This is a genomic window from Ruegeria aquimaris (assembly GCF_025751555.1).
Lineage (GTDB): Bacteria > Pseudomonadota > Alphaproteobacteria > Rhodobacterales > Rhodobacteraceae > Ruegeria_B > Ruegeria_B aquimaris.
This window is the reverse complement of record NZ_JAOWLB010000015.1, coordinates 60,576-77,147: the sequence shown is the minus strand read 5'-3', so window position 1 is coordinate 77,147 and position 16,572 is coordinate 60,576. Positions and strand designations below refer to the sequence as shown.

At 62.4% G+C, this 16,572-nt stretch carries 23 protein-coding genes; all 23 read right to left on the bottom strand.

Annotated features, from left to right (window positions below):
* Nucleotides 1-2: 2 nt before the first annotated feature.
* Nucleotides 3-1,544 (bottom strand): NADH-quinone oxidoreductase subunit M, encoded by a 1,542-nt coding sequence (locus tag OE747_RS17870; RefSeq protein WP_263829903.1) that lies wholly within the window; start codon nt 1,542-1,544, stop codon nt 3-5.
* Entirely contained in the window at nt 1,544-3,688 is a 2,145-nt protein-coding gene (gene nuoL, locus OE747_RS17865) for an NADH-quinone oxidoreductase subunit L (RefSeq protein WP_263829902.1), read from the bottom strand. Before nuoL ends, OE747_RS17870 begins: the two co-directional genes overlap by 1 nt.
* Before the next feature lie 6 nt (nt 3,689-3,694).
* Nucleotides 3,695-4,000 (bottom strand): NADH-quinone oxidoreductase subunit NuoK, encoded by a 306-nt coding sequence (gene nuoK / locus OE747_RS17860; protein ID WP_011048465.1) that lies wholly within the window; start codon nt 3,998-4,000, stop codon nt 3,695-3,697.
* Between the two features lie 4 nt (nt 4,001-4,004).
* Nucleotides 4,005-4,148, bottom strand: coding sequence for a hypothetical protein (locus OE747_RS17855; RefSeq protein ID WP_263829901.1), 144 nt, complete (start codon nt 4,146-4,148; stop codon nt 4,005-4,007).
* A complete protein-coding gene (locus OE747_RS17850; protein WP_263829900.1) occupies nt 4,149-4,751 on the bottom strand; it encodes an NADH-quinone oxidoreductase subunit J in 603 nt (200 codons plus the stop codon).
* Nucleotides 4,748-5,170: a carboxymuconolactone decarboxylase family protein gene (locus OE747_RS17845; RefSeq protein ID WP_263829899.1), complete on the bottom strand. Its 423-nt coding sequence runs from the start codon at nt 5,168-5,170 to the stop codon at nt 4,748-4,750. The genes OE747_RS17850 and OE747_RS17845 overlap by 4 nt, the downstream gene beginning before the upstream one ends.
* A complete protein-coding gene (nuoI, locus tag OE747_RS17840) occupies nt 5,167-5,661 on the bottom strand; it encodes an NADH-quinone oxidoreductase subunit NuoI (protein ID WP_234138978.1) in 495 nt (164 codons plus the stop codon). The genes OE747_RS17845 and nuoI overlap by 4 nt, the downstream gene beginning before the upstream one ends.
* Before the next feature lie 2 nt (nt 5,662-5,663).
* Nucleotides 5,664-6,701, bottom strand: coding sequence for an NADH-quinone oxidoreductase subunit NuoH (gene nuoH / locus OE747_RS17835; protein ID WP_263388542.1), 1,038 nt, complete (start codon nt 6,699-6,701; stop codon nt 5,664-5,666).
* Nucleotides 6,702-6,707: 6 nt separating this feature from the next.
* Entirely contained in the window at nt 6,708-7,094 is a 387-nt protein-coding gene (locus OE747_RS17830) for a hypothetical protein (RefSeq protein ID WP_164128686.1), read from the bottom strand.
* Nucleotides 7,091-9,115, bottom strand: a complete 2,025-nt coding sequence (gene nuoG, locus OE747_RS17825) for an NADH-quinone oxidoreductase subunit NuoG (RefSeq protein WP_263829898.1) — start codon at nt 9,113-9,115, stop codon at nt 7,091-7,093. The genes OE747_RS17830 and nuoG overlap by 4 nt, the downstream gene beginning before the upstream one ends.
* A gap of 3 nt (nt 9,116-9,118) precedes the next feature.
* The gene (locus OE747_RS17820) at nt 9,119-9,529 is read right to left on the bottom strand and encodes a DUF5333 domain-containing protein (RefSeq protein WP_263829897.1); all 411 of its coding nucleotides are present in this window, start codon (nt 9,527-9,529) and stop codon (nt 9,119-9,121) included.
* 98 nt (nt 9,530-9,627) lie between these two features.
* The gene (locus tag OE747_RS17815; protein ID WP_263829896.1) at nt 9,628-10,002 is read right to left on the bottom strand and encodes a hypothetical protein; all 375 of its coding nucleotides are present in this window, start codon (nt 10,000-10,002) and stop codon (nt 9,628-9,630) included.
* A 5-nt stretch (nt 10,003-10,007) separates the two neighbouring features.
* Nucleotides 10,008-11,306, bottom strand: coding sequence for an NADH-quinone oxidoreductase subunit NuoF (gene nuoF / locus OE747_RS17810; RefSeq protein ID WP_263829895.1), 1,299 nt, complete (start codon nt 11,304-11,306; stop codon nt 10,008-10,010).
* Nucleotides 11,307-11,315: 9 nt separating this feature from the next.
* Nucleotides 11,316-11,543, bottom strand: coding sequence for a DUF5337 domain-containing protein (locus OE747_RS17805; protein ID WP_164129243.1), 228 nt, complete (start codon nt 11,541-11,543; stop codon nt 11,316-11,318).
* 21 nt (nt 11,544-11,564) lie between these two features.
* Nucleotides 11,565-11,990 (bottom strand): hypothetical protein, encoded by a 426-nt coding sequence (locus tag OE747_RS17800; protein ID WP_263829894.1) that lies wholly within the window; start codon nt 11,988-11,990, stop codon nt 11,565-11,567.
* 22 nt (nt 11,991-12,012) lie between these two features.
* Nucleotides 12,013-13,137 (bottom strand): NADH-quinone oxidoreductase subunit NuoE, encoded by a 1,125-nt coding sequence (nuoE, locus tag OE747_RS17795; RefSeq protein WP_263829893.1) that lies wholly within the window; start codon nt 13,135-13,137, stop codon nt 12,013-12,015.
* Nucleotides 13,138-13,162: 25 nt separating this feature from the next.
* On the bottom strand, nt 13,163-13,474 hold the full coding sequence (locus tag OE747_RS17790) for a hypothetical protein (protein WP_263829892.1): 312 nt from the start codon (nt 13,472-13,474) through the stop codon (nt 13,163-13,165).
* Nucleotides 13,471-14,685, bottom strand: a complete 1,215-nt coding sequence (locus tag OE747_RS17785) for an NADH-quinone oxidoreductase subunit D (protein WP_263829940.1) — start codon at nt 14,683-14,685, stop codon at nt 13,471-13,473. The genes OE747_RS17790 and OE747_RS17785 overlap by 4 nt, the downstream gene beginning before the upstream one ends.
* Nucleotides 14,686-14,758: 73 nt before the next feature.
* Complete coding sequence (locus tag OE747_RS17780) at nt 14,759-14,890, bottom strand: hypothetical protein (RefSeq protein WP_263829891.1); 132 nt, start codon at nt 14,888-14,890, stop codon at nt 14,759-14,761.
* 1 nt (nt 14,891) lies between these two features.
* Nucleotides 14,892-15,065: a hypothetical protein gene (locus OE747_RS17775; RefSeq protein WP_263388551.1), complete on the bottom strand. Its 174-nt coding sequence runs from the start codon at nt 15,063-15,065 to the stop codon at nt 14,892-14,894.
* Nucleotides 15,065-15,670, bottom strand: a complete 606-nt coding sequence (locus OE747_RS17770) for an NADH-quinone oxidoreductase subunit C (protein WP_263829890.1) — start codon at nt 15,668-15,670, stop codon at nt 15,065-15,067. Before OE747_RS17770 ends, OE747_RS17775 begins: the two co-directional genes overlap by 1 nt.
* Nucleotides 15,671-15,682: 12 nt before the next feature.
* On the bottom strand, nt 15,683-16,216 hold the full coding sequence (locus OE747_RS17765) for a NuoB/complex I 20 kDa subunit family protein (protein ID WP_318527320.1): 534 nt from the start codon (nt 16,214-16,216) through the stop codon (nt 15,683-15,685).
* Complete coding sequence (locus tag OE747_RS17760) at nt 16,207-16,572, bottom strand: NADH-quinone oxidoreductase subunit A (RefSeq protein ID WP_263388553.1); 366 nt, start codon at nt 16,570-16,572, stop codon at nt 16,207-16,209. The genes OE747_RS17765 and OE747_RS17760 overlap by 10 nt, the downstream gene beginning before the upstream one ends.

The window sequence follows — 16,572 nt, the reverse complement described above, 5'->3', positions numbered from 1 at the left end:
CCTTAATGCGATGCGACCTGGGTCGCGGTCTCGGCCGCGGCCAGGGCCGTGTCAAAGTTCGAAATCAGCGCGGCGGTCGAGGGGCCGATGATATCGGTCACCAGCGCGGGGTAGACCCCCAGCAGGATGGTCATCACGATCAGCGGCGCAAAGATGGCGCGCTCGCGCGAGGTCATGTCGGTGATCGCCTTCAGGCTTTCCTTGATCAGGTCCCCGAACACCACCCGGCGATAGAGCCACAGCGCATAGCCCGCCGAGAAGATCACGCCCGAGGCGGCAACCGCCGCAACCCAGGTATTCTTCTGGAAGGTGCCCATCAGGGTCAGGAATTCACCGATGAACCCGCTGGTGCCCGGCAGGCCGACATTGGCCATGGTGAACAGCATGAACACGCGGGCATAGGTCGGCATCCGGTTCACCAGACCGCCATAGGCGTCGATGTCGCGGGTATGCATCCGGTCATAGATCACGCCCACACACAGGAACAGCGCCGCCGAGATGAAGCCGTGGCTGAGCATCTGGAAGATGGCCCCGTCGACACCCTGCTGGTTGGCGGCAAAGATGCCCATGGTGACAAAGCCCATATGCGCAACCGAGGAATAGGCGATCAGCTTCTTCATGTCCTCCTGCACCATCGCCACCAGCGAGGTATAGACAACCGCGATGGCCGAGAGCCACAGGATCAGATCTGTCATCACCTCGGCCCCCACCGGGAACATCGGCAGCGAGAAGCGCAAGAAGCCGTAGCCGCCCATCTTCAACAGGATCGCGGCCAGCACCACCGAACCGGCGGTCGGTGCCTGCACGTGCGCGTCCGGCAACCAGGTATGCACCGGCCACATCGGCATCTTGACCGCGAAGCTGGCGAAGAAGGCCAGGAACATCAGGGTCTGCGCCCCGCCCAGCACATGCACGCCCAGCACGCTGAAGCTCTCGGACGAGAACTGATGCTTCATCAGCAGCGCGATATCGGTGGTGCCGGCGTCCACATACATGGACACCATCGCCACCAGCATCAGCACCGAGCCGAGGAAGGTGTAGAGGAAGAACTTGAAGCTGGCATAGATCCGCTCCTTGCCGCCCCAGATACCGATGATCAGGAACATCGGGATCAGGCCCGCCTCGAAGAACAGGTAGAACAGCACCAGGTCGAGCGCCATGAACACGCCGAGCATGAGCGTTTCCAAGAGCAGGAAGGCGATCATGTATTCCTTGACGCGGGTCGTCACCTCCCAGCTGGCCAGGATGGTCAGCGGCATGATGAAGGTGGTCAGCAGGACAAAGAGCACGCTGATCCCGTCAACGCCCATCTTGTATTTCAGACCCATCAGCCATTCACCCTCTTCCACCATCTGGAAGCCGGTATCGGCCGGATCAAAGCCGGTATAGATGCCGATGGACACAAGGAAGGTCACGGTCGTCGCAAACAGCGCCACCCATTTGGCATTGCGCTGGGCTGCGGCGTCCTCTCCCCGCAGGAACACGGCCAGGATCGCCGCAGCCAGGGCCGGGATGAAGGTGACAATGGAAAGGATGTTGTCCATCAGTGTGCGCCCCCGCCGATCGACATCCAGGTGACCAGGGCAGCGATGCCCAGAACCATCCAGAAAGCGTAAGTGAAGATGTAGCCCGACTGAGCCTTGCCCGCGAGGCGGGTGAAATAGGGCACCACGCCCATGGCGACGCCGTTCAGGAAGCCATCGATCGTGCCGCCGTCACCGCGTTTCCACAACAGCCGGCCCAGAGCCAGCGCCGGGCGGACAAAGATGGCGTCGTAGAGCTCGTCGAAATACCACTTGTTCTTGAGAAACAGGTAGAGCGGACGCTGATTGGCCGCCAGCCGCTTGGGCAGTTCGGGATTGACGATATAGAACAGGTAGGCCAGCGCCAGACCCAGCACCATGGCGATGAAGGGCGAGACCTTGACCCATTTCGGGGCCGCGTGGGCATCGTCCAGCACGTGGTTGTCGGGGCCGAAGTAAAGCGCCCCCTCGCCCGGTGCCCCGGCAAAGGCTGCGTGATGCTCGCCCTCGGCCATCGCGTGGGCCGCTTCTCCGCCGTGACCGGCGTCATCGCTGCCATGGGCCGCCTCGCTGGTGGTGACGGTGTCGCTGTCCGAGGCGCCATGGGCCGCGTCCTGGCCACCCGCCGCGGCCTCGGCCACCGGGATGCCATAGAACTTGCCCACCTGATCGGCATGGCCAAAGAAGTTGCCATACCAGATCATGCCCGCAAACACCGCGCCCAGGCTGAGCACACCCAGCGGCACCAACATGACCTTGGGGCTTTCATGGGCGTGATCATGGGTATGCTTGTCGCCCCGCGCCTCGCCATAGAAGGTCAGGAAAATGAGCCGCCAGCTGTAGAACGAGGTCATGAACGCGGCCACAACGAGTAGCCAGAACCCGTAGGCGGATCCGCCCGCATAGGCGCTTTCGATGATCGCGTCCTTGGACAGGAACCCGGCAAAGCCGATGGTGGTCAGCGGGATGCCGACACCGGTAATGGCCAGCGTACCGATCATCATCGCCCAGAACGTATAGGGGATCTTCTTGCGCAGCGCGCCATAGTTCATCATGTCTTGCTCGTGATGCATCGCATGGATGACCGAACCGGCGCCAAGGAACAACAGCGCCTTGAAGAAGGCATGGGTGAACAGGTGGAACATCGCCGCCGAATACATGCCCACACCTGCGGCCACGAACATGTAACCCAGCTGCGAACAGGTCGAATAGGCGATCACGCGCTTGATGTCAGTCTGCACCAGACCCACGGTCGCGGCAAAGAACGCGGTGGTGGCGCCCAGCACGGTGATAAACCCGGCCGCGCCCGGAGCGAATTCATACAGCGGCGACATCCGGCAAACCAGGAACACGCCCGCGGTCACCATGGTGGCGGCGTGGATCAGCGCCGACACCGGCGTCGGGCCTTCCATCGCGTCGGGCAACCAGGTGTGCAGGATCAGCTGGGCCGATTTGCCCATCGCGCCGATGAAGAGCAGTACGCCGATCACCTCGGCCGCATTCCATTCCCGCCACAGGAACGTCACCTGCGTCTCGGCCAGCGTCGGCACGGCGGCGAAGATGTCGGAGAAGTTGATGCTGTCGACCAGGAAGAACAGGGCAAAGATACCCAGTGCAAAGCCGAAATCGCCCACCCGGTTGACGATGAACGCCTTCATCGCCGCCGCATTGGCGCTGGGTTTGCGATAGTAGAACCCGATCAGCAGGTACGAGGCAACGCCCACGCCCTCCCAGCCAAAGAACATCTGCACCAGGTTGTCCGCCGTCACCAGCATAAGCATGGCGAAGGTGAAGAAGGACAGATAGGCAAAGAAGCGCGGTTTGTAGCTTTCGCCGGTGCGCCATTGCGGGTCGTGATCCATGTAGCCAAAGCTGTAGAGATGCACGAGCGCCGAGACGGTGGTGACCACGATCAGCATGATCGCGGTCAGCCGGTCAAGGCGGATCGACCAGGAGGTCGAGAGCGAGCCGCTCTCGATCCAGCGCAGGATCTCGATCTGCTGGGTGTGCCCGTCAAAGCCCAGGAACACGATCCAGCTGAGCGCGCAGGCCAGGAACAACAGGCCTGTGGCGGTCCACATGGCGGCTTTCTCGCCGATGAACTTCCAGCCGAACCCGCACAGGATGGCGCCCACAAGCGGGGCAAAGAGGATGGTTGTTTCCATGATCCCTTACCCCTTCATCACGTTGACGTCTTCGACGTCGATGGTGCCGCGGTTGCGGAAGAAACAGACGAGGATGGCCAGACCAATGGCGGCCTCAGCGGCAGCAACGGTCAGCACGAAAAGCGTAAAGACCTGCCCGACCAGATCGCCCAGGAACGAGGAAAAGGCCACAAGGTTGATGTTCACCGCCAGAAGCATGAGTTCGATACTCATCAGCAGGACGATCACGTTCTTGCGGTTCAAAAAGAGCCCGAAAATGCCGATGACGAACAGCGTCGCCGCGACAGTCAGGTAATGTTCAAGTCCGATCATCCACTTATCCTCTGGTCCCTTTGGTCCCAAGTCTTCTTTCTCTCAGCCAGCGCAGACCAACATAGCCCGCCGCGGCCTTTACCACCCAAAGACCGGCCAACCCGGCCAGCCCGATATGGGCAAAGGTGCTATGCGCAAGTTCCAGCACTCACAGCCCCTGCCCCGGTTTCACGTCTTTCAGTTCCATCGCCTTGGCCGGGTCGCGCATCATCTGCGCGATGATGTCCTGACGCTTGACATCCTGACGGTGGCGCAGGGTCAGCACGATGGCCCCGATCATCGCCACCAGCAGGATCAAACCGGCAAGCTGGAACAGAAGGAAATACTGGTCATAGATGATGAGGCCCAGCGCCTCGGTATTGTGGCGATCCGCCGGCACCGGCTGGGCCAGATGCCCGGCGGCACCCTCGGCGGTTTCCCAGGCGCCATAGGCCATGACGAACTGCATCAGGATCACCAGCCCGATCAGCAAGGCCAGCGGCATATAGCGCGCCATCTCGGCCTTCAGTTCGGCAAAATCCACGTCCAGCATCATCACGACGAAGAGGAACAGAACCGCAACCGCGCCCACATAGACGATGACCAGCAGCATGGCCACAAACTCGGCCCCCAGGAGCACAAAGAGCCCCGCCGACGAGATAAAGGCCAGGATCAGCCACAGCACCGAATGCACCGGCTGGCGGCTGATCACGGTGAACAACCCGCCGGTGATGGCGCTGATGGCAAAGAGGTAAAAGGCAAACACGCTCATTTATCATCGTCCCCATTATCGCCCATGACCTCTTGCGCCAGGTTCAGCGCGCGGGTCATGGCCGGAATGCCGGCAAAGACCGACATCTGTCCGATCGTTTCCACGATCTCTTGTTTCCTTGCCCCCGCTTCCAGCGCGTGGCGCACGGTCTGGCGCACGGCGGTGTCGGCCTGGGCGCCCTGGCAGGTCAGCCCCGCCAGCGTCAGCAGCAGCCGGGTCCTGGCATCCAGCCCGTCCTTGTTGACGGTGTTGCCGAACATCAGCTCCATGACCTCTTTGGGCATGGTGGGCCACATCGCCTCGAACCCCTTGAAGGCCTCGGAGGGCGAGAAGTTCTCCAATGCCGGATTGAACGCCTTGGCCATGTCATGGGCCTGGGCGAGCATCATCTCGAACGGGTTTTTCGGCGCATCACTCATCTGTAGGGCGCATCCAGTTCCAGGTTGCGGGCAATCTCGGCCTCCCAGCGGTCGCCGTTCGACAGGAGTTTCTCCTTGTCATAGAACAGCTCTTCGCGGGTCTCGGTGGCAAACTCGAAATTCGGTCCCTCGACGATGGCATCGACCGGACAGGCCTCCTGGCAGAAACCGCAATAGATGCATTTCGTCATGTCGATGTCGTAACGCGTGGTGCGGCGGGATCCGTCCTCGCGCGGTTCGGCGTCGATGGTGATGGCCTGCGCCGGGCAGATCGCCTCGCAGAGCTTGCAGGCGATACAGCGTTCCTCGCCATTGGGGTAACGGCGCAGTGCGTGTTCACCGCGGAACCGGGGCGACAGCGGCCCCTTTTCATGCGGATAGTTCACGGTCGCCTTGGGGGCGAAGAAATACTTCAGCCCCAGCTTCATGCCGCCCCAGAAATCCTGAAGCAGGAAGTATTTGGCGGCGCGGGTATAGTCGATATTCGCCATGATCAGCCCCCCACGGTCCAGCGGGCGAAGAGGCCCCAGAACCAGTCGAATTTTGCCGCAAAGGCCACGAACACCACCCAGACCAAGCTGAACGGCAGGAAGACTTTCCAGCCCAGCCGCATCAGCTGGTCATACCGGTAGCGGGGCGTGATCGCCTTGACCATTGCAAAGAGGAAGAAGAAGAACGCCATCTTGGCGACCATCCACAGCACCCCGTCGGGCAGGCCGGGAATGGGCGACAGCCAGCCGCCGAAGAACAACAGCGAGGTCAGCGCGCACATCAGGAAGATGGCGATATATTCCCCGGCCATGAACAGCAGGAAGGGCGTGGCGGAATATTCCACCTGATAGCCCGCCACCAGTTCCGATTCCGCCTCGGGCAGGTCAAAGGGCGGGCGGTTGGTCTCGGCCAGCGCCGAGATGAAGAACAGGAAGACCATCGGGAAATGCGGCAGCCAGTACCAGCCGAAGAAGCCCCAGCCGGTATCCTGCGCCCGCACGATATCGCCAAAGTTCATCGAGCCGGTGGACAGGATCACCCCGATGATGATGAGGCCAATGGAGACCTCGTAAGAGATCATCTGAGCGGCAGATCGCAGCGAGCCCAGGAACGGATATTTCGAGTTCGAGGCCCAGCCGCCCATGATCACGCCATAAACCTCAAGCGAGGAGACGGCAAAGACATAGAGGATGGCCACGTTGATATCGCTCAGCACCCAGCCGTCGTTGAACGGGATCACCGCCCAGGCGATCATCGCCAGCACAAAGGAGGTCATCGGCGCGAGGATGAACACCGTCCGGTCGGCGCCGGCGGGAATGACCACTTCCTTGACCACGTATTTCAGCGCGTCGGCCACCGATTGCAGCAGGCCATAGACGCCCACCACGTTGGGGCCCCGGCGCATCTGGACCGCAGCCCAGATCTTACGGTCGCCATAGACGAGGAACAGAAGCGAGATCATCACAAAGGCAACAACTGCAAGCACTTGTGCCAGGATGATCAGGGCTATGCCGCCTGGGGTGTTAAAGAATTCAGCCATAGGTCCTCACACCGTGGGTATTCCATTTTCGGCGCAGTGCGCGACCACGACTTCGGCGTCGATGGTCTTTGCCCCGCGCGGCAGGGATGGCGAGATGGTGTAAACAGCATCCGCCGCCCACACGCCACCCTTTTCATTCACATTCGTGCGCAAATGACGCGCAAAGCCGTAGCCCCGGATCAGGGCATATTGGGCCGCCGCGCATTCGGCATAGTCGTCCAGATCGGCGGCGCTGCGCGCGCCGCTCATCCGCACCCCGAATTGCACCAGATCACCTTCCAGCAGCGCGGTTTCGACACCCATATATTGGGGCGCGAAACGCGACACCTGATCCTGCGCCGGTTCGGCGCAGGCCATCAGGGCCAGGGGCGATATGAGCGCGAGGCGGGTCATTCTGCGGCGATCTTCTCCGCCCGGCGCGCCTTGGCGGCGGCCGACAGTTCGGCCATCAGGGCGCTGGCCCGGGCAATCGGGTTCGAGAGATAGAAATCGTCCACCGCGTTGCGGAAGCTGGCCGCGCCCAGCGGGCCCTGTTCCAGCGCCTCGACCGCGTTTTCGGGCACCTGGTCGATCTGCGCCAGATGCGGCACCTCGGCCACCAGAGCCTGACGCAGTTGCGCCAGCGAATCGTAGGGCAACGTGGCGTCCAGCTCGGCGCTCAGCGCCCGCAGGATGGCCCAGTTTTCCTTGGCCTCGCCCGGAGCAAAGCCCGCGCGCATGGCCAGTTGCGGTCGGCCTTCGGTGTTGACGAACAGGCCGTTTTCCTCGGTATAGGCGGCACCGGGCAGGATCACGTCGGCGCGATGAGCGCCCCGGTCGCCATGGCTGCCCTGATAGATAACGAATGCACCGGCGTCGATTTCGACCTCGTCGGCGCCCAGGCTATAGATCACCTCGGCCCCGTCGATGGCGGCCTCGATGCCCCCCTCCGTCACTGCGCCGATATCCATGGCGCCCACGCGGCCAGCCGCGCTGTGCAGCACCAACAAGCCCGAGCCCGAGATTTCGGCCATCTTCTGCGCGGCGGCCAGAACCGCCAGACCGTCGGCCTCGCGCAGGGCGCCCTGCCCCACGATCACCAGCGTCTTCTTGTTTTCGCGGGTCTCGTCCGAGACGCCTTGGGCGATCATGTCGGCCAGCGCCTGCCGGTCGGTGCCCGCGTGGTAATAGTCATAGGTCAGATCGGCGGCAGGGCCGATCAGCGCCACTTCGGCGCCCCGGGTCCAGGCCTTGCGGATACGCGCGTTCAGCACCGGCGCCTCGTCGCGCGGGTTGGTGCCAATGAGCAGGATCATTTCGGCGTCGTCGATATCCTCGATGGCGGCGGTGCCGACATAGGCACCCCGGTTGCCGATCGGCAGGCGGGCATTGTCGACCCGGCATTCCACCTTGCCGCCCTGCCCCTCGACCAGCTGTTTCAGGGCAAATGCGGCCTCGACCGGGACCAGATCACCGATCAGGCCGGCGAGTTTCTTGCCCTTCATGGCAGTCGCGGCGGCACTCAGCGCCTCGGGCCAGGTGGCGGGCTTCAGCTTCCCATTGACACGCACATAAGGCCGGTCCAGCCGCTGGCGGCGCAGCCCGTCCCATACAAAGCGGGTCTTGTCGCTGATCCACTCTTCGTTCACGCCGTCATGGTTGCGCGGCAGGATACGCATCACCTCGCGCCCCTTGGTATCGACGCGGATGTTCGATCCCAGCGCATCCATCACGTCGATGCTCTCGGTCTTGGTCAACTCCCAGGGACGGGCGGTGAACGCATAGGGTTTCGAGGTCAGCGCACCCACCGGGCACAGGTCTATGATGTTACCCTGAAGGTTCGAATCCAGCGTCTGGTTCAGATAGCTGGTGATCTCGGCGTCCTCGCCCCGGCCGGTCTGGCCCATCTGGGTGATGCCCGCCACCTCGGTGGTGAAGCGCACGCAGCGGGTGCAGGAAATGCAGCGGGTCATCGCGGTACCGACCAGCGGGCCCAGGTTCAGATCGTCCACCGCGCGCTTGGCCTCGCGGAAACGGCTGAAGTCGACGCCATAAGCCATGGCCTGGTCTTGCAGATCGCATTCGCCGCCCTGATCGCAGATCGGGCAATCCAGCGGGTGGTTGATGAGCAGGAACTCCATCACGCCCTCGCGGGCCTTCTTGACCATCGGCGAGTTGGTCTTGACCACCGGCGGCTGGCCTTCCGGCCCCGGGCGCAGGTCGCGCACCTGCATCGCGCAGGAGGCCGCCGGTTTCGGCGGGCCGCCCACGACCTCGACCAGGCACATCCGGCAATTGCCCGCGATCGACAGACGTTCGTGATAGCAGAAGCGCGGCACCTCGATCCCGGCCACTTCGCAGGCCTGGATCAGGGTCATTGCGCCCTCGACTTCGATCTCGTGCCCGTCGATGTTGATCTTGCGGAGGTCAGACATGATCTAATTCGCCCTCAGTAGCGCGCCGATTGCGCTTTTGTTCGAAATTTCCAGCCGGCCCAGTCGGCACAGGTCGCCCGGCTTGTCATAGTTGAGGCCCAGCTCGGCCATGTAGACGCGGCCTCTGGCGCGCATCCGTTCTTTCTCATCGTCCGAGTCGAGGACCGCGCGGATTTCGTCGTCGGAATAGCCAAGCTCGTTGGCCCTTGCCCGCAGGCGACGGATCTCGCCGATCCCTTTGAAAATGCGGCCGTCGATATCGTCGCATTTCTTGCGGATTTCGTTCGCCACCACGATGGTGAAAATCCCGTCTGCGATCTCGGGCACTTCGCGCAATGGCGGCTTGGCCGCAGCCGCAGCCGCCGCGCCGAGACAGAGGGCCGTTGCGAATGCTGTGATTGCACGTTTTGGCATGGAATATCCCTTCGATTTGGAAACTCCAAATCGAGGCAGTCCAGGGACGTTATTCAATAACGCCACGCCGGATCGGCAAGGATATGCCACAAGCCGCGTCATGGCCGCTGGCAGGTTCCGCTGAAGGTCAGCTTGTCGTCGACAATGCGCAACTGTGCCGGATCGCTGTCCGGTCCAAGCGACCATTCGATCTCGGAGGTACCGTAGTTGCCGATGCAGTAGACCGTGCCACCATGCCGCCCGGCCTCGCGCGCGTCATCGGGCGACTGGCTGGCCTTGTCCACGGTCACCGTGAAATTGGCCAGGCTGACTTTCTTGTCGACGGGTTTGGCCTTGACCGGGAAGTAGTGACCACCAAACAGAAGCCGGTTCTCGCGCTTTGTTCGGGTGCAAGCGGCGGTCACGGCCAGCGCACCGATCAGCATGGCCAGCACGGCGCGTTGAAACTGGCGAGAGGTGGGGGTCATGCTCATTTCGCTCACTCCGCCGCCATCGCACCCATGCGGCCCGATTTCTGCGCCTTGATGCGATCCTCGATTTCGTCGCGGAAATTGCGGATCAGGCCCTGGATCGGCCAGGCCGCCGCATCGCCCAGGGCACAGATGGTATGGCCCTCGACCTGCTTGGTCACGTCCCACAGCATGTCGATTTCTTCCAGTTCGGCCTCGCCGCGCACCAGACGATCCATCACCCGCATCATCCAGCCGGTGCCTTCGCGGCAGGGCGTGCACTGGCCGCAGCTTTCATGCTTGTAGAACTTGCTGAGCCGCCAGATCGCTTTCACGATATCGGTGGATTTGTCCATCACGATCACCGCCGCCGTGCCCAGGCCCGAGCCCAGTTCGCCGCGCAGGTAATCGAAATCCATGATCGCGTCCTTCATCTTTTCCCCGCGCACGCAGGGAACAGAGGAGCCACCCGGGATCACCGCCAGCAGGTTGTCCCAACCGCCGCGAATGCCGCCGCAATGGGTCTCGATCAGTTCCTGGAACGAGATCGACATCGCCTCTTCGACCACACAGGGGTTGTTCACATGACCCGAAATGGCAAACAGCTTGGTGCCCGCGTTGTTCTGGCGGCCAAAGCCCGCGAACCATTCCGGCCCGCGCCGCAGGATGGTGGGCACAACCGCGATGGATTCGACGTTGTTGACCGTGGTCGGGCAGCCATACAGCCCTGCCCCCGCCGGGAAGGGCGGCTTCATCCGGGGCATGCCCTTCTTGCCTTCGAGGCTTTCGATCAGGGCGGTTTCCTCGCCGCAGATATAGGCGCCCGCGCCGTGATGCAGATAGAGGTCGAAGTCCCAGCCCGACTTGGCGGCGTTCTTGCCCAACAGGCCCGCGTCATAGGCCTCGTCAATCGCGGCTTGAAGCGCCTCGCGCTCGCGGATGTATTCACCGCGAATGTAGATATAACAGGCGTTTGCGTTCATCGCGAAACTGGCGATCAGGCAGCCCTCGATCAGCGTGTGCGGATCGTGGCGCATGATTTCCCGGTCCTTGCAGGTGCCCGGCTCGGATTCATCGGCATTGACCACCAGATAGGAGGGGCGGCCATCGCTTTCCTTGGGCATGAAGGACCATTTCAGACCGGTGGGGAAGCCCGCGCCGCCGCGCCCGCGCAGCCCGCTGTCCTTCATCTGCTGGATGATCCAGTCCCGCCCCTTGGCGATGATGCCGGCGGTTCCGTCCCAATGGCCGCGCGCCATCGCGCCTTTCAGCGTGCGGTCGTGCATCCCGTAGAGATTGGTAAAGATCCGGTCCTGATCCTTCAGCATGCTTCCTGCCTACCTTTGGCTATCCTGACGCAGGCGCCAGAGTTGAAAAATGTTGATCACCGCATAGATGAAACCGGCAAGTGCTGCGAAATCGAAGAGCAGCGCGTACCGGCCCGGCAGCCCCAGCGCCGGACCGATGAACATCGACAGGACAAGCCACAGCACCATGGTCACGGCGATGACCAAGGCGATGTGGCGACCCTTGCGGGCAATGTCCTGTTCCAGTTTCTCGTCCATGTTTCCAGTGCGCACCACGGGTCACGCCGTGGCACTGTTTCCTTCATATCGCCACGTGCCCTTGCGCGCGGCCAGTTCAGCTTCGCCCGGCAAGGCCTTGGACGGCTGAACCAATTTCATCTCTCCTGCGGCCTCGACTGTTGTCGCGACCAGCTCGGGTTCCGCTGCCGCGCTTGCCGCCGGTGCCATCGGCGCCGGGGCGCTTGGGGCGACATCGGCCAGTGTTTGCGTGGCCAGTTCGGCCCGTTCCTGGGCCTCCTGCACCGCGCCGTACATCCGTCCGCCAAGGTAGCCGCCAGCGGCAAAGGCCGCCACACCTGCGATAGCGGCGGTCATGACACTTGTCTGACCAAACACCAGGATCACCCCCGCAACGACAAGCCCGCCATAGGCCGCCCGTTTCCAGACACGTGCCGTGTCCGCCGTCTTGTCCGTCGAGGTCGTCATGATGTGGTCTCCCTGTTGTCAGTTATTCGTCGTAAATTCCGTCCTTTTTCGCCCGTTTGGCAAATTCCGTTTCCTCGCCCGCCGCCAATTGGCGGGCTTGTTCGATCCAGCCGTCGCGTTCGATCCGGCCCTTGAACTTCAGCCGTTCATCGACCCAGGCCACCTGGGCCGGAGTCCAGGCGGCAATCTGATCGAAATGATAGAAACCCAGCTCGTTCAGCACGCCTTCCAGCTTCGGCCCCACGCCCTTGAGCAGCTTGAGGTCGTCCGCGCCACCTTCTCGCGCGGCGCTCAGGGTCAGGGGTTGTTCCTCACCCGCCTCTTCGGTTGCGCTCTCGGGCTTCACCTCGGCCTTGGGAGTCTGCTTGACCGCCGGTTTCGGCGCGGCGGGTGCAGGCGGCGGGCTGACCTTGCCCGCGCGGCTGGCGACCGTGCCATCCTTGCCGATCCACGGCGTCAGCAGCGGAACTTCGGTGCCGTCGATCCGCTTGACCGTGTCGCCGATATCGGTGGCCAGCTGCACGCTGGCATTATAGCGCGTCTTGCCGCTGTCATACTCGGTGAGACTGGTCAGCCCCTTGAGCGGTTCGGAGGCGTAACGCCCGTTCTGAGGGCCGGGCACCGGCACCTTGCCCGCTGCCAGTTCGTCCAGAAGCTCGCCGAACCGCTTGGCGGTCAGATCCTCGTAATAATCCTTGCCGATCTGCGCCATGGGGGCGTTGGTGCAGGACCCGAGGCATTCCACCTCTTCCCAGCTGAACTTGCCATCGGCGGACAGGGTATGGGGTTTGGCGGCGATCTTTTCCTTGCAGACCGCGATCAGGTCCTCGGCGCCGCAGATCATGCAGGAGGTGGTGCCGCAGATCTGGATATGCGCAACAGTTCCAACCGGTTGCAGCTGGAACATGAAATAGAATGAGGCAACTTCGAGAACCCGGATATAGGCCATGCCCAGCATGTCGGCGACAGCTTCGATGGCGGGCCGGGTCAGCCAGCCCTCCTGCTCTTGCGCGCGCCACAAGAGCGGGATGACCGCGCTGGCCTGACGACCTTCGGGAAACTTAGTGACCTGCGCCTCGGCCCAGGCCAGGTTGGCGGGCGTAAAGGCAAAGCTGTCGGGCTGTTCGGGATGCAGACGGCGTAGCATGGTGTTCTTGTCCTTCTATTTCCCGTTACGCGGCACAGGGCCCGGTGTTGATGCGGATGGAGTTGCCATCGCCCAACCGTTCCGCCTGGCCCTTCGACAGATAACTCGCGGTGATCGCCAGCGTCTGCTCGCGGCTCAGACCGGCCTGAAAATCGACGGCACCATATTGGCGCTCGTCCCGCAGCACGCAGCCGACACTGGCCACGGCATCCAGATAGTCAGCGCGCATTTCACCGGTGATCACGCCGGTGTTGCCCTCGCCTGTGGGCGCACCCTCACAGGCAGCCAGCCCGGCCAGCATGCCCATCCCGGTCAAAGTGGATCGCATCGGGCTCATCTGTCGATCTCCCCGAACACAACGTCCATCGTGCCGATGATGGCGGCGACGTCGGCCAGCTGGTGGCCCCTGGCGACATGGTCCATCGCCTGAAGATGCAGATAACCCGGCGCCCGGATCTTGGAGCGATAGGGTTTGTTGGTACCATCAGCCACCAGATAGACGCCGAACTCGCCCTTGGGCGCCTCAACGGCGGCATAGACCTCGCCAGCGGGTACGTGGAACCCTTCGGTGTAGAGCTTGAAGTGATGGATCAGGCTTTCCATCGAGGTTTTCATGTCGCCGCGTTTGGGTGGCGTCAGCTTACCGCGCGCCAGCACGTCGCCGGGGCAATCGCGCAGCTTGGCAATGGCCTGGCGGATGATCGAGATCGACTGGCGCATCTCTTCCATCCGGCACAGGTAACGGTCGTAACAATCGCCGTTCTTGCCCACCGGCACCTGGAAATCGAACTCGTCATAGCATTCATAGGGCTGCGCGCGCCGCAAATCCCAGGCCAGACCCGAGCCGCGCACCATCACACCAGAGAATCCGTATTGCAGGATCTCCTCCTCGGTCACCACGCCGATATCGCAGTTGCGCTGCTTGAAGATTCGGTTCTCGGTGAGCAGCCCGTCGATGTCATCGAGCACCTTGGGGAAGCTGTGGCTCCACGCCTCGATATCGTCCAACAGCGCGTCGGGCAGGTCCTGATGCACGCCGCCGGGCCGGAAATAAGCCGCGTGCAGACGCGCGCCACAGGCCCGCTCGTAAAAGATCATCAGTTTTTCGCGCTCTTCGAATCCCCAAAGCGGCGGGGTCAGCGCGCCCACGTCCATCGCCTGGGTGGTCACGTTCAACAGGTGGTTCAGGATACGGCCGATTTCCGAGTAAAGCACCCGGATCAGGCTGGCGCGACGCGGCACCTCGACACCTGTCAGGCGTTCGATCGCCAGACACCAGGCATGTTCCTGGTTCATCGGCGCAACATAGTCGAGCCGGTCGAAATAAGGCAGGTTTTGCAGATAGGTGCGGCTTTCCATCAGCTTTTCGGTACCGCGATGCAACAGCCCGATATGGGGGTCACACCGTTCGACGATCTCGCCGTCAAGCTCCAACACCAGACGCAGCACGCCATGCGCCGCAGGGTGCTGCGGGCCGAAGTTGATGTTGAAGTTGCGGATCTTCTGCTCGCCCGTCAGCGCGTCCTCGAAGCCCTTGCCGCCATCCATCATCTGTCTCTCCTGTCCGGGGCACCCCGGATTACAATTCGCGCCGGGGCACGCGGCCCCGTCGCCGACGCGATCAGCGCCGCTTGTTCGTCTTCGCCGCGGCCCGAGCCCGGGCGCCCTGCGTCTCCGCTACCTTGACCGCGACCCCGACAAGGATCGCCCCGAATGCCGCCAGGGCTGTCATTTCACCCAGGATCATCATCATGTCACCTGCGCTCCAACTCTTGCAGCTTCACCGCCATCCACCAGAGCAGCGCAATCGCCCCGATGGGAACCACGCAGACCAACGCCCAGTACTTGTCGATCCCGAAGTGCGGCAGCAGTTTCAACATCGGCACGATGGTCGCAACCGTCCACACGAGCCAGAAGAGGAACTCCATCACTTGGCCTCCTTCTTCTCATCCCCCGGAAGAATGTAGTTCGCGCCTTCCCAAGGGGACATGAAATCGAATTGCCGGTATTCCTGCACCAGGTTCACGGGTTCGTAGACCACCCGCTTTTCCGCCTCGTCATAACGCACCTCGGTATAGCCGGTGGTCGGAAAATCCTTGCGCAACGGATAGCCGCGAAAGCCATAGTCGGTCAGGATACGGCGCAGATCGGGGTGACCGGTGAACAGGATGCCGAACATGTCGAACACCTCGCGCTCGAACCAGTTGGCCGAAGGGTGAACGCCCACGATGGACGGAACCATCTCGTCTTCACGGATCGAAACCCGCAGCCGGATGCGCTGGTTCTGATACATGCTGAGGAAATGGTAGACCACATCGAACCGCTTGGCGCGCTCGGGGTAGTCGACAGCGGTGATATCGACCAGGGTCGAGAACCGGCAGGATTGATTCGATTTCAGGAAATCGACAAATTCAACCAGGTTCGAAGGCGCCACGTCGACATTCAGCTCACCAAACGCGATGTCCCAGGACAACACACAATCTGCGCGCTTGAGTTCCAGTTGCGTGCCCAGTTCTGTCAGTGCTTCACTCATACCCGGGTCCCCTCAGCGCACGATGGTGCCGGTGCGGCGGATCTTGCGTTGCAACTGCAACAGCCCATACAACAGCGCCTCGGCGGTCGGCGGGCAGCCCGGCACATAGATGTCGACCGGCACGATCCGGTCACAGCCACGTACAACCGAATAGCTGTAGTGATAATAGCCGCCGCCATTGGCACAGGACCCCATCGAGATCACGTAGCGCGGCTCGGGCATCTGGTCGTAGACCTTGCGCAGCGCCGGCGCCATCTTGTTGGTCAGCGTGCCGGCCACGATCATCACGTCCGACTGGCGCGGCGAGGCGCGCGGCGCGATGCCAAAGCGTTCGGCGTCATAGCGCGGCATCGAGGTGTGCATCATCTCGACCGCGCAGCAGGCCAGACCGAAGGTCATCCAGTGCAGCGAGCCGGTGCGCGCCCAGTTGATGATGTCCTCGGTCGAGGTCAGCAGGAACCCCTTGTCCTGCAACTCGGCATTCAGGGCCCGGGTGGCGACTTCCTTGTCGACGCCCGCGGTGTTGGCACCCGTCATCACTGCCATTCCAGCGCCCCTTTCTTCCATTCATAGGCAAAGCCGATGGTCAGCACGCCCAGGAAAACCATCATCGACCAGAAGCCCACATCGCTGATGTCCTTGAACCCGACGGCCCAGGGGAACAGGAACGCGATTTCCAGGTCGAAGATGATGAACAGGATCGACACCAGATAGAACCGGACGTCGAACTTCATCCGCGCATCGTCGAAGGCGTTGAACCCGCATTCATAAGCGCTGACCTTTTCGGGATCGGGATTGCGCACGGCCAGAACCACCGCAGCGAGAATCAGAACTATGCCAAGACCGGCTGCGACGACCAGAAACACGAGGATCGGGAGGTATTCCCGCAACAGCTCTTCCAC

Bases quoted from the DNA above. Each gene is read 5' to 3' on its own strand.
- OE747_RS17870 (WP_263829903.1), bottom strand. From the start codon at position 1,544: ATGGACAACATCCTTTCCATTGTCACCTTCATCCCGGCCCTGGCTGCG.
- nuoL (WP_263829902.1), bottom strand. From the start codon at position 3,688: ATGGAAACAACCATCCTCTTTGCCCCGCTTGTGGGCGCCATCCTGTGC.
- nuoK (WP_011048465.1), bottom strand. From the start codon at position 4,000: ATGATCGGACTTGAACATTACCTGACTGTCGCGGCGACGCTGTTCGTC.
- OE747_RS17850 (WP_263829900.1), bottom strand. From the start codon at position 4,751: ATGAGCGTGTTTGCCTTTTACCTCTTTGCCATCAGCGCCATCACCGGC.
- OE747_RS17845 (WP_263829899.1), bottom strand. From the start codon at position 5,170: ATGAGTGATGCGCCGAAAAACCCGTTCGAGATGATGCTCGCCCAGGCC.
- nuoI (WP_234138978.1), bottom strand. From the start codon at position 5,661: ATGGCGAATATCGACTATACCCGCGCCGCCAAATACTTCCTGCTTCAG.
- nuoH (WP_263388542.1), bottom strand. From the start codon at position 6,701: ATGGCTGAATTCTTTAACACCCCAGGCGGCATAGCCCTGATCATCCTG.
- OE747_RS17830 (WP_164128686.1), bottom strand. From the start codon at position 7,094: ATGACCCGCCTCGCGCTCATATCGCCCCTGGCCCTGATGGCCTGCGCC.
- nuoG (WP_263829898.1), bottom strand. From the start codon at position 9,115: ATGTCTGACCTCCGCAAGATCAACATCGACGGGCACGAGATCGAAGTC.
- OE747_RS17820 (WP_263829897.1), bottom strand. From the start codon at position 9,529: ATGCCAAAACGTGCAATCACAGCATTCGCAACGGCCCTCTGTCTCGGC.
- OE747_RS17815 (WP_263829896.1), bottom strand. From the start codon at position 10,002: ATGAGCATGACCCCCACCTCTCGCCAGTTTCAACGCGCCGTGCTGGCC.
- nuoF (WP_263829895.1), bottom strand. From the start codon at position 11,306: ATGCTGAAGGATCAGGACCGGATCTTTACCAATCTCTACGGGATGCAC.
- OE747_RS17805 (WP_164129243.1), bottom strand. From the start codon at position 11,543: ATGGACGAGAAACTGGAACAGGACATTGCCCGCAAGGGTCGCCACATC.
- OE747_RS17800 (WP_263829894.1), bottom strand. From the start codon at position 11,990: ATGACGACCTCGACGGACAAGACGGCGGACACGGCACGTGTCTGGAAA.
- nuoE (WP_263829893.1), bottom strand. From the start codon at position 13,137: ATGCTACGCCGTCTGCATCCCGAACAGCCCGACAGCTTTGCCTTTACG.
- OE747_RS17790 (WP_263829892.1), bottom strand. From the start codon at position 13,474: ATGAGCCCGATGCGATCCACTTTGACCGGGATGGGCATGCTGGCCGGG.
- OE747_RS17785 (WP_263829940.1), bottom strand. From the start codon at position 14,685: ATGGATGGCGGCAAGGGCTTCGAGGACGCGCTGACGGGCGAGCAGAAG.
- OE747_RS17780 (WP_263829891.1), bottom strand. From the start codon at position 14,890: ATGATGATGATCCTGGGTGAAATGACAGCCCTGGCGGCATTCGGGGCG.
- OE747_RS17775 (WP_263388551.1), bottom strand. From the start codon at position 15,065: ATGGAGTTCCTCTTCTGGCTCGTGTGGACGGTTGCGACCATCGTGCCG.
- OE747_RS17770 (WP_263829890.1), bottom strand. From the start codon at position 15,670: ATGAGTGAAGCACTGACAGAACTGGGCACGCAACTGGAACTCAAGCGC.
- OE747_RS17765 (WP_318527320.1), bottom strand. From the start codon at position 16,216: ATGGCAGTGATGACGGGTGCCAACACCGCGGGCGTCGACAAGGAAGTC.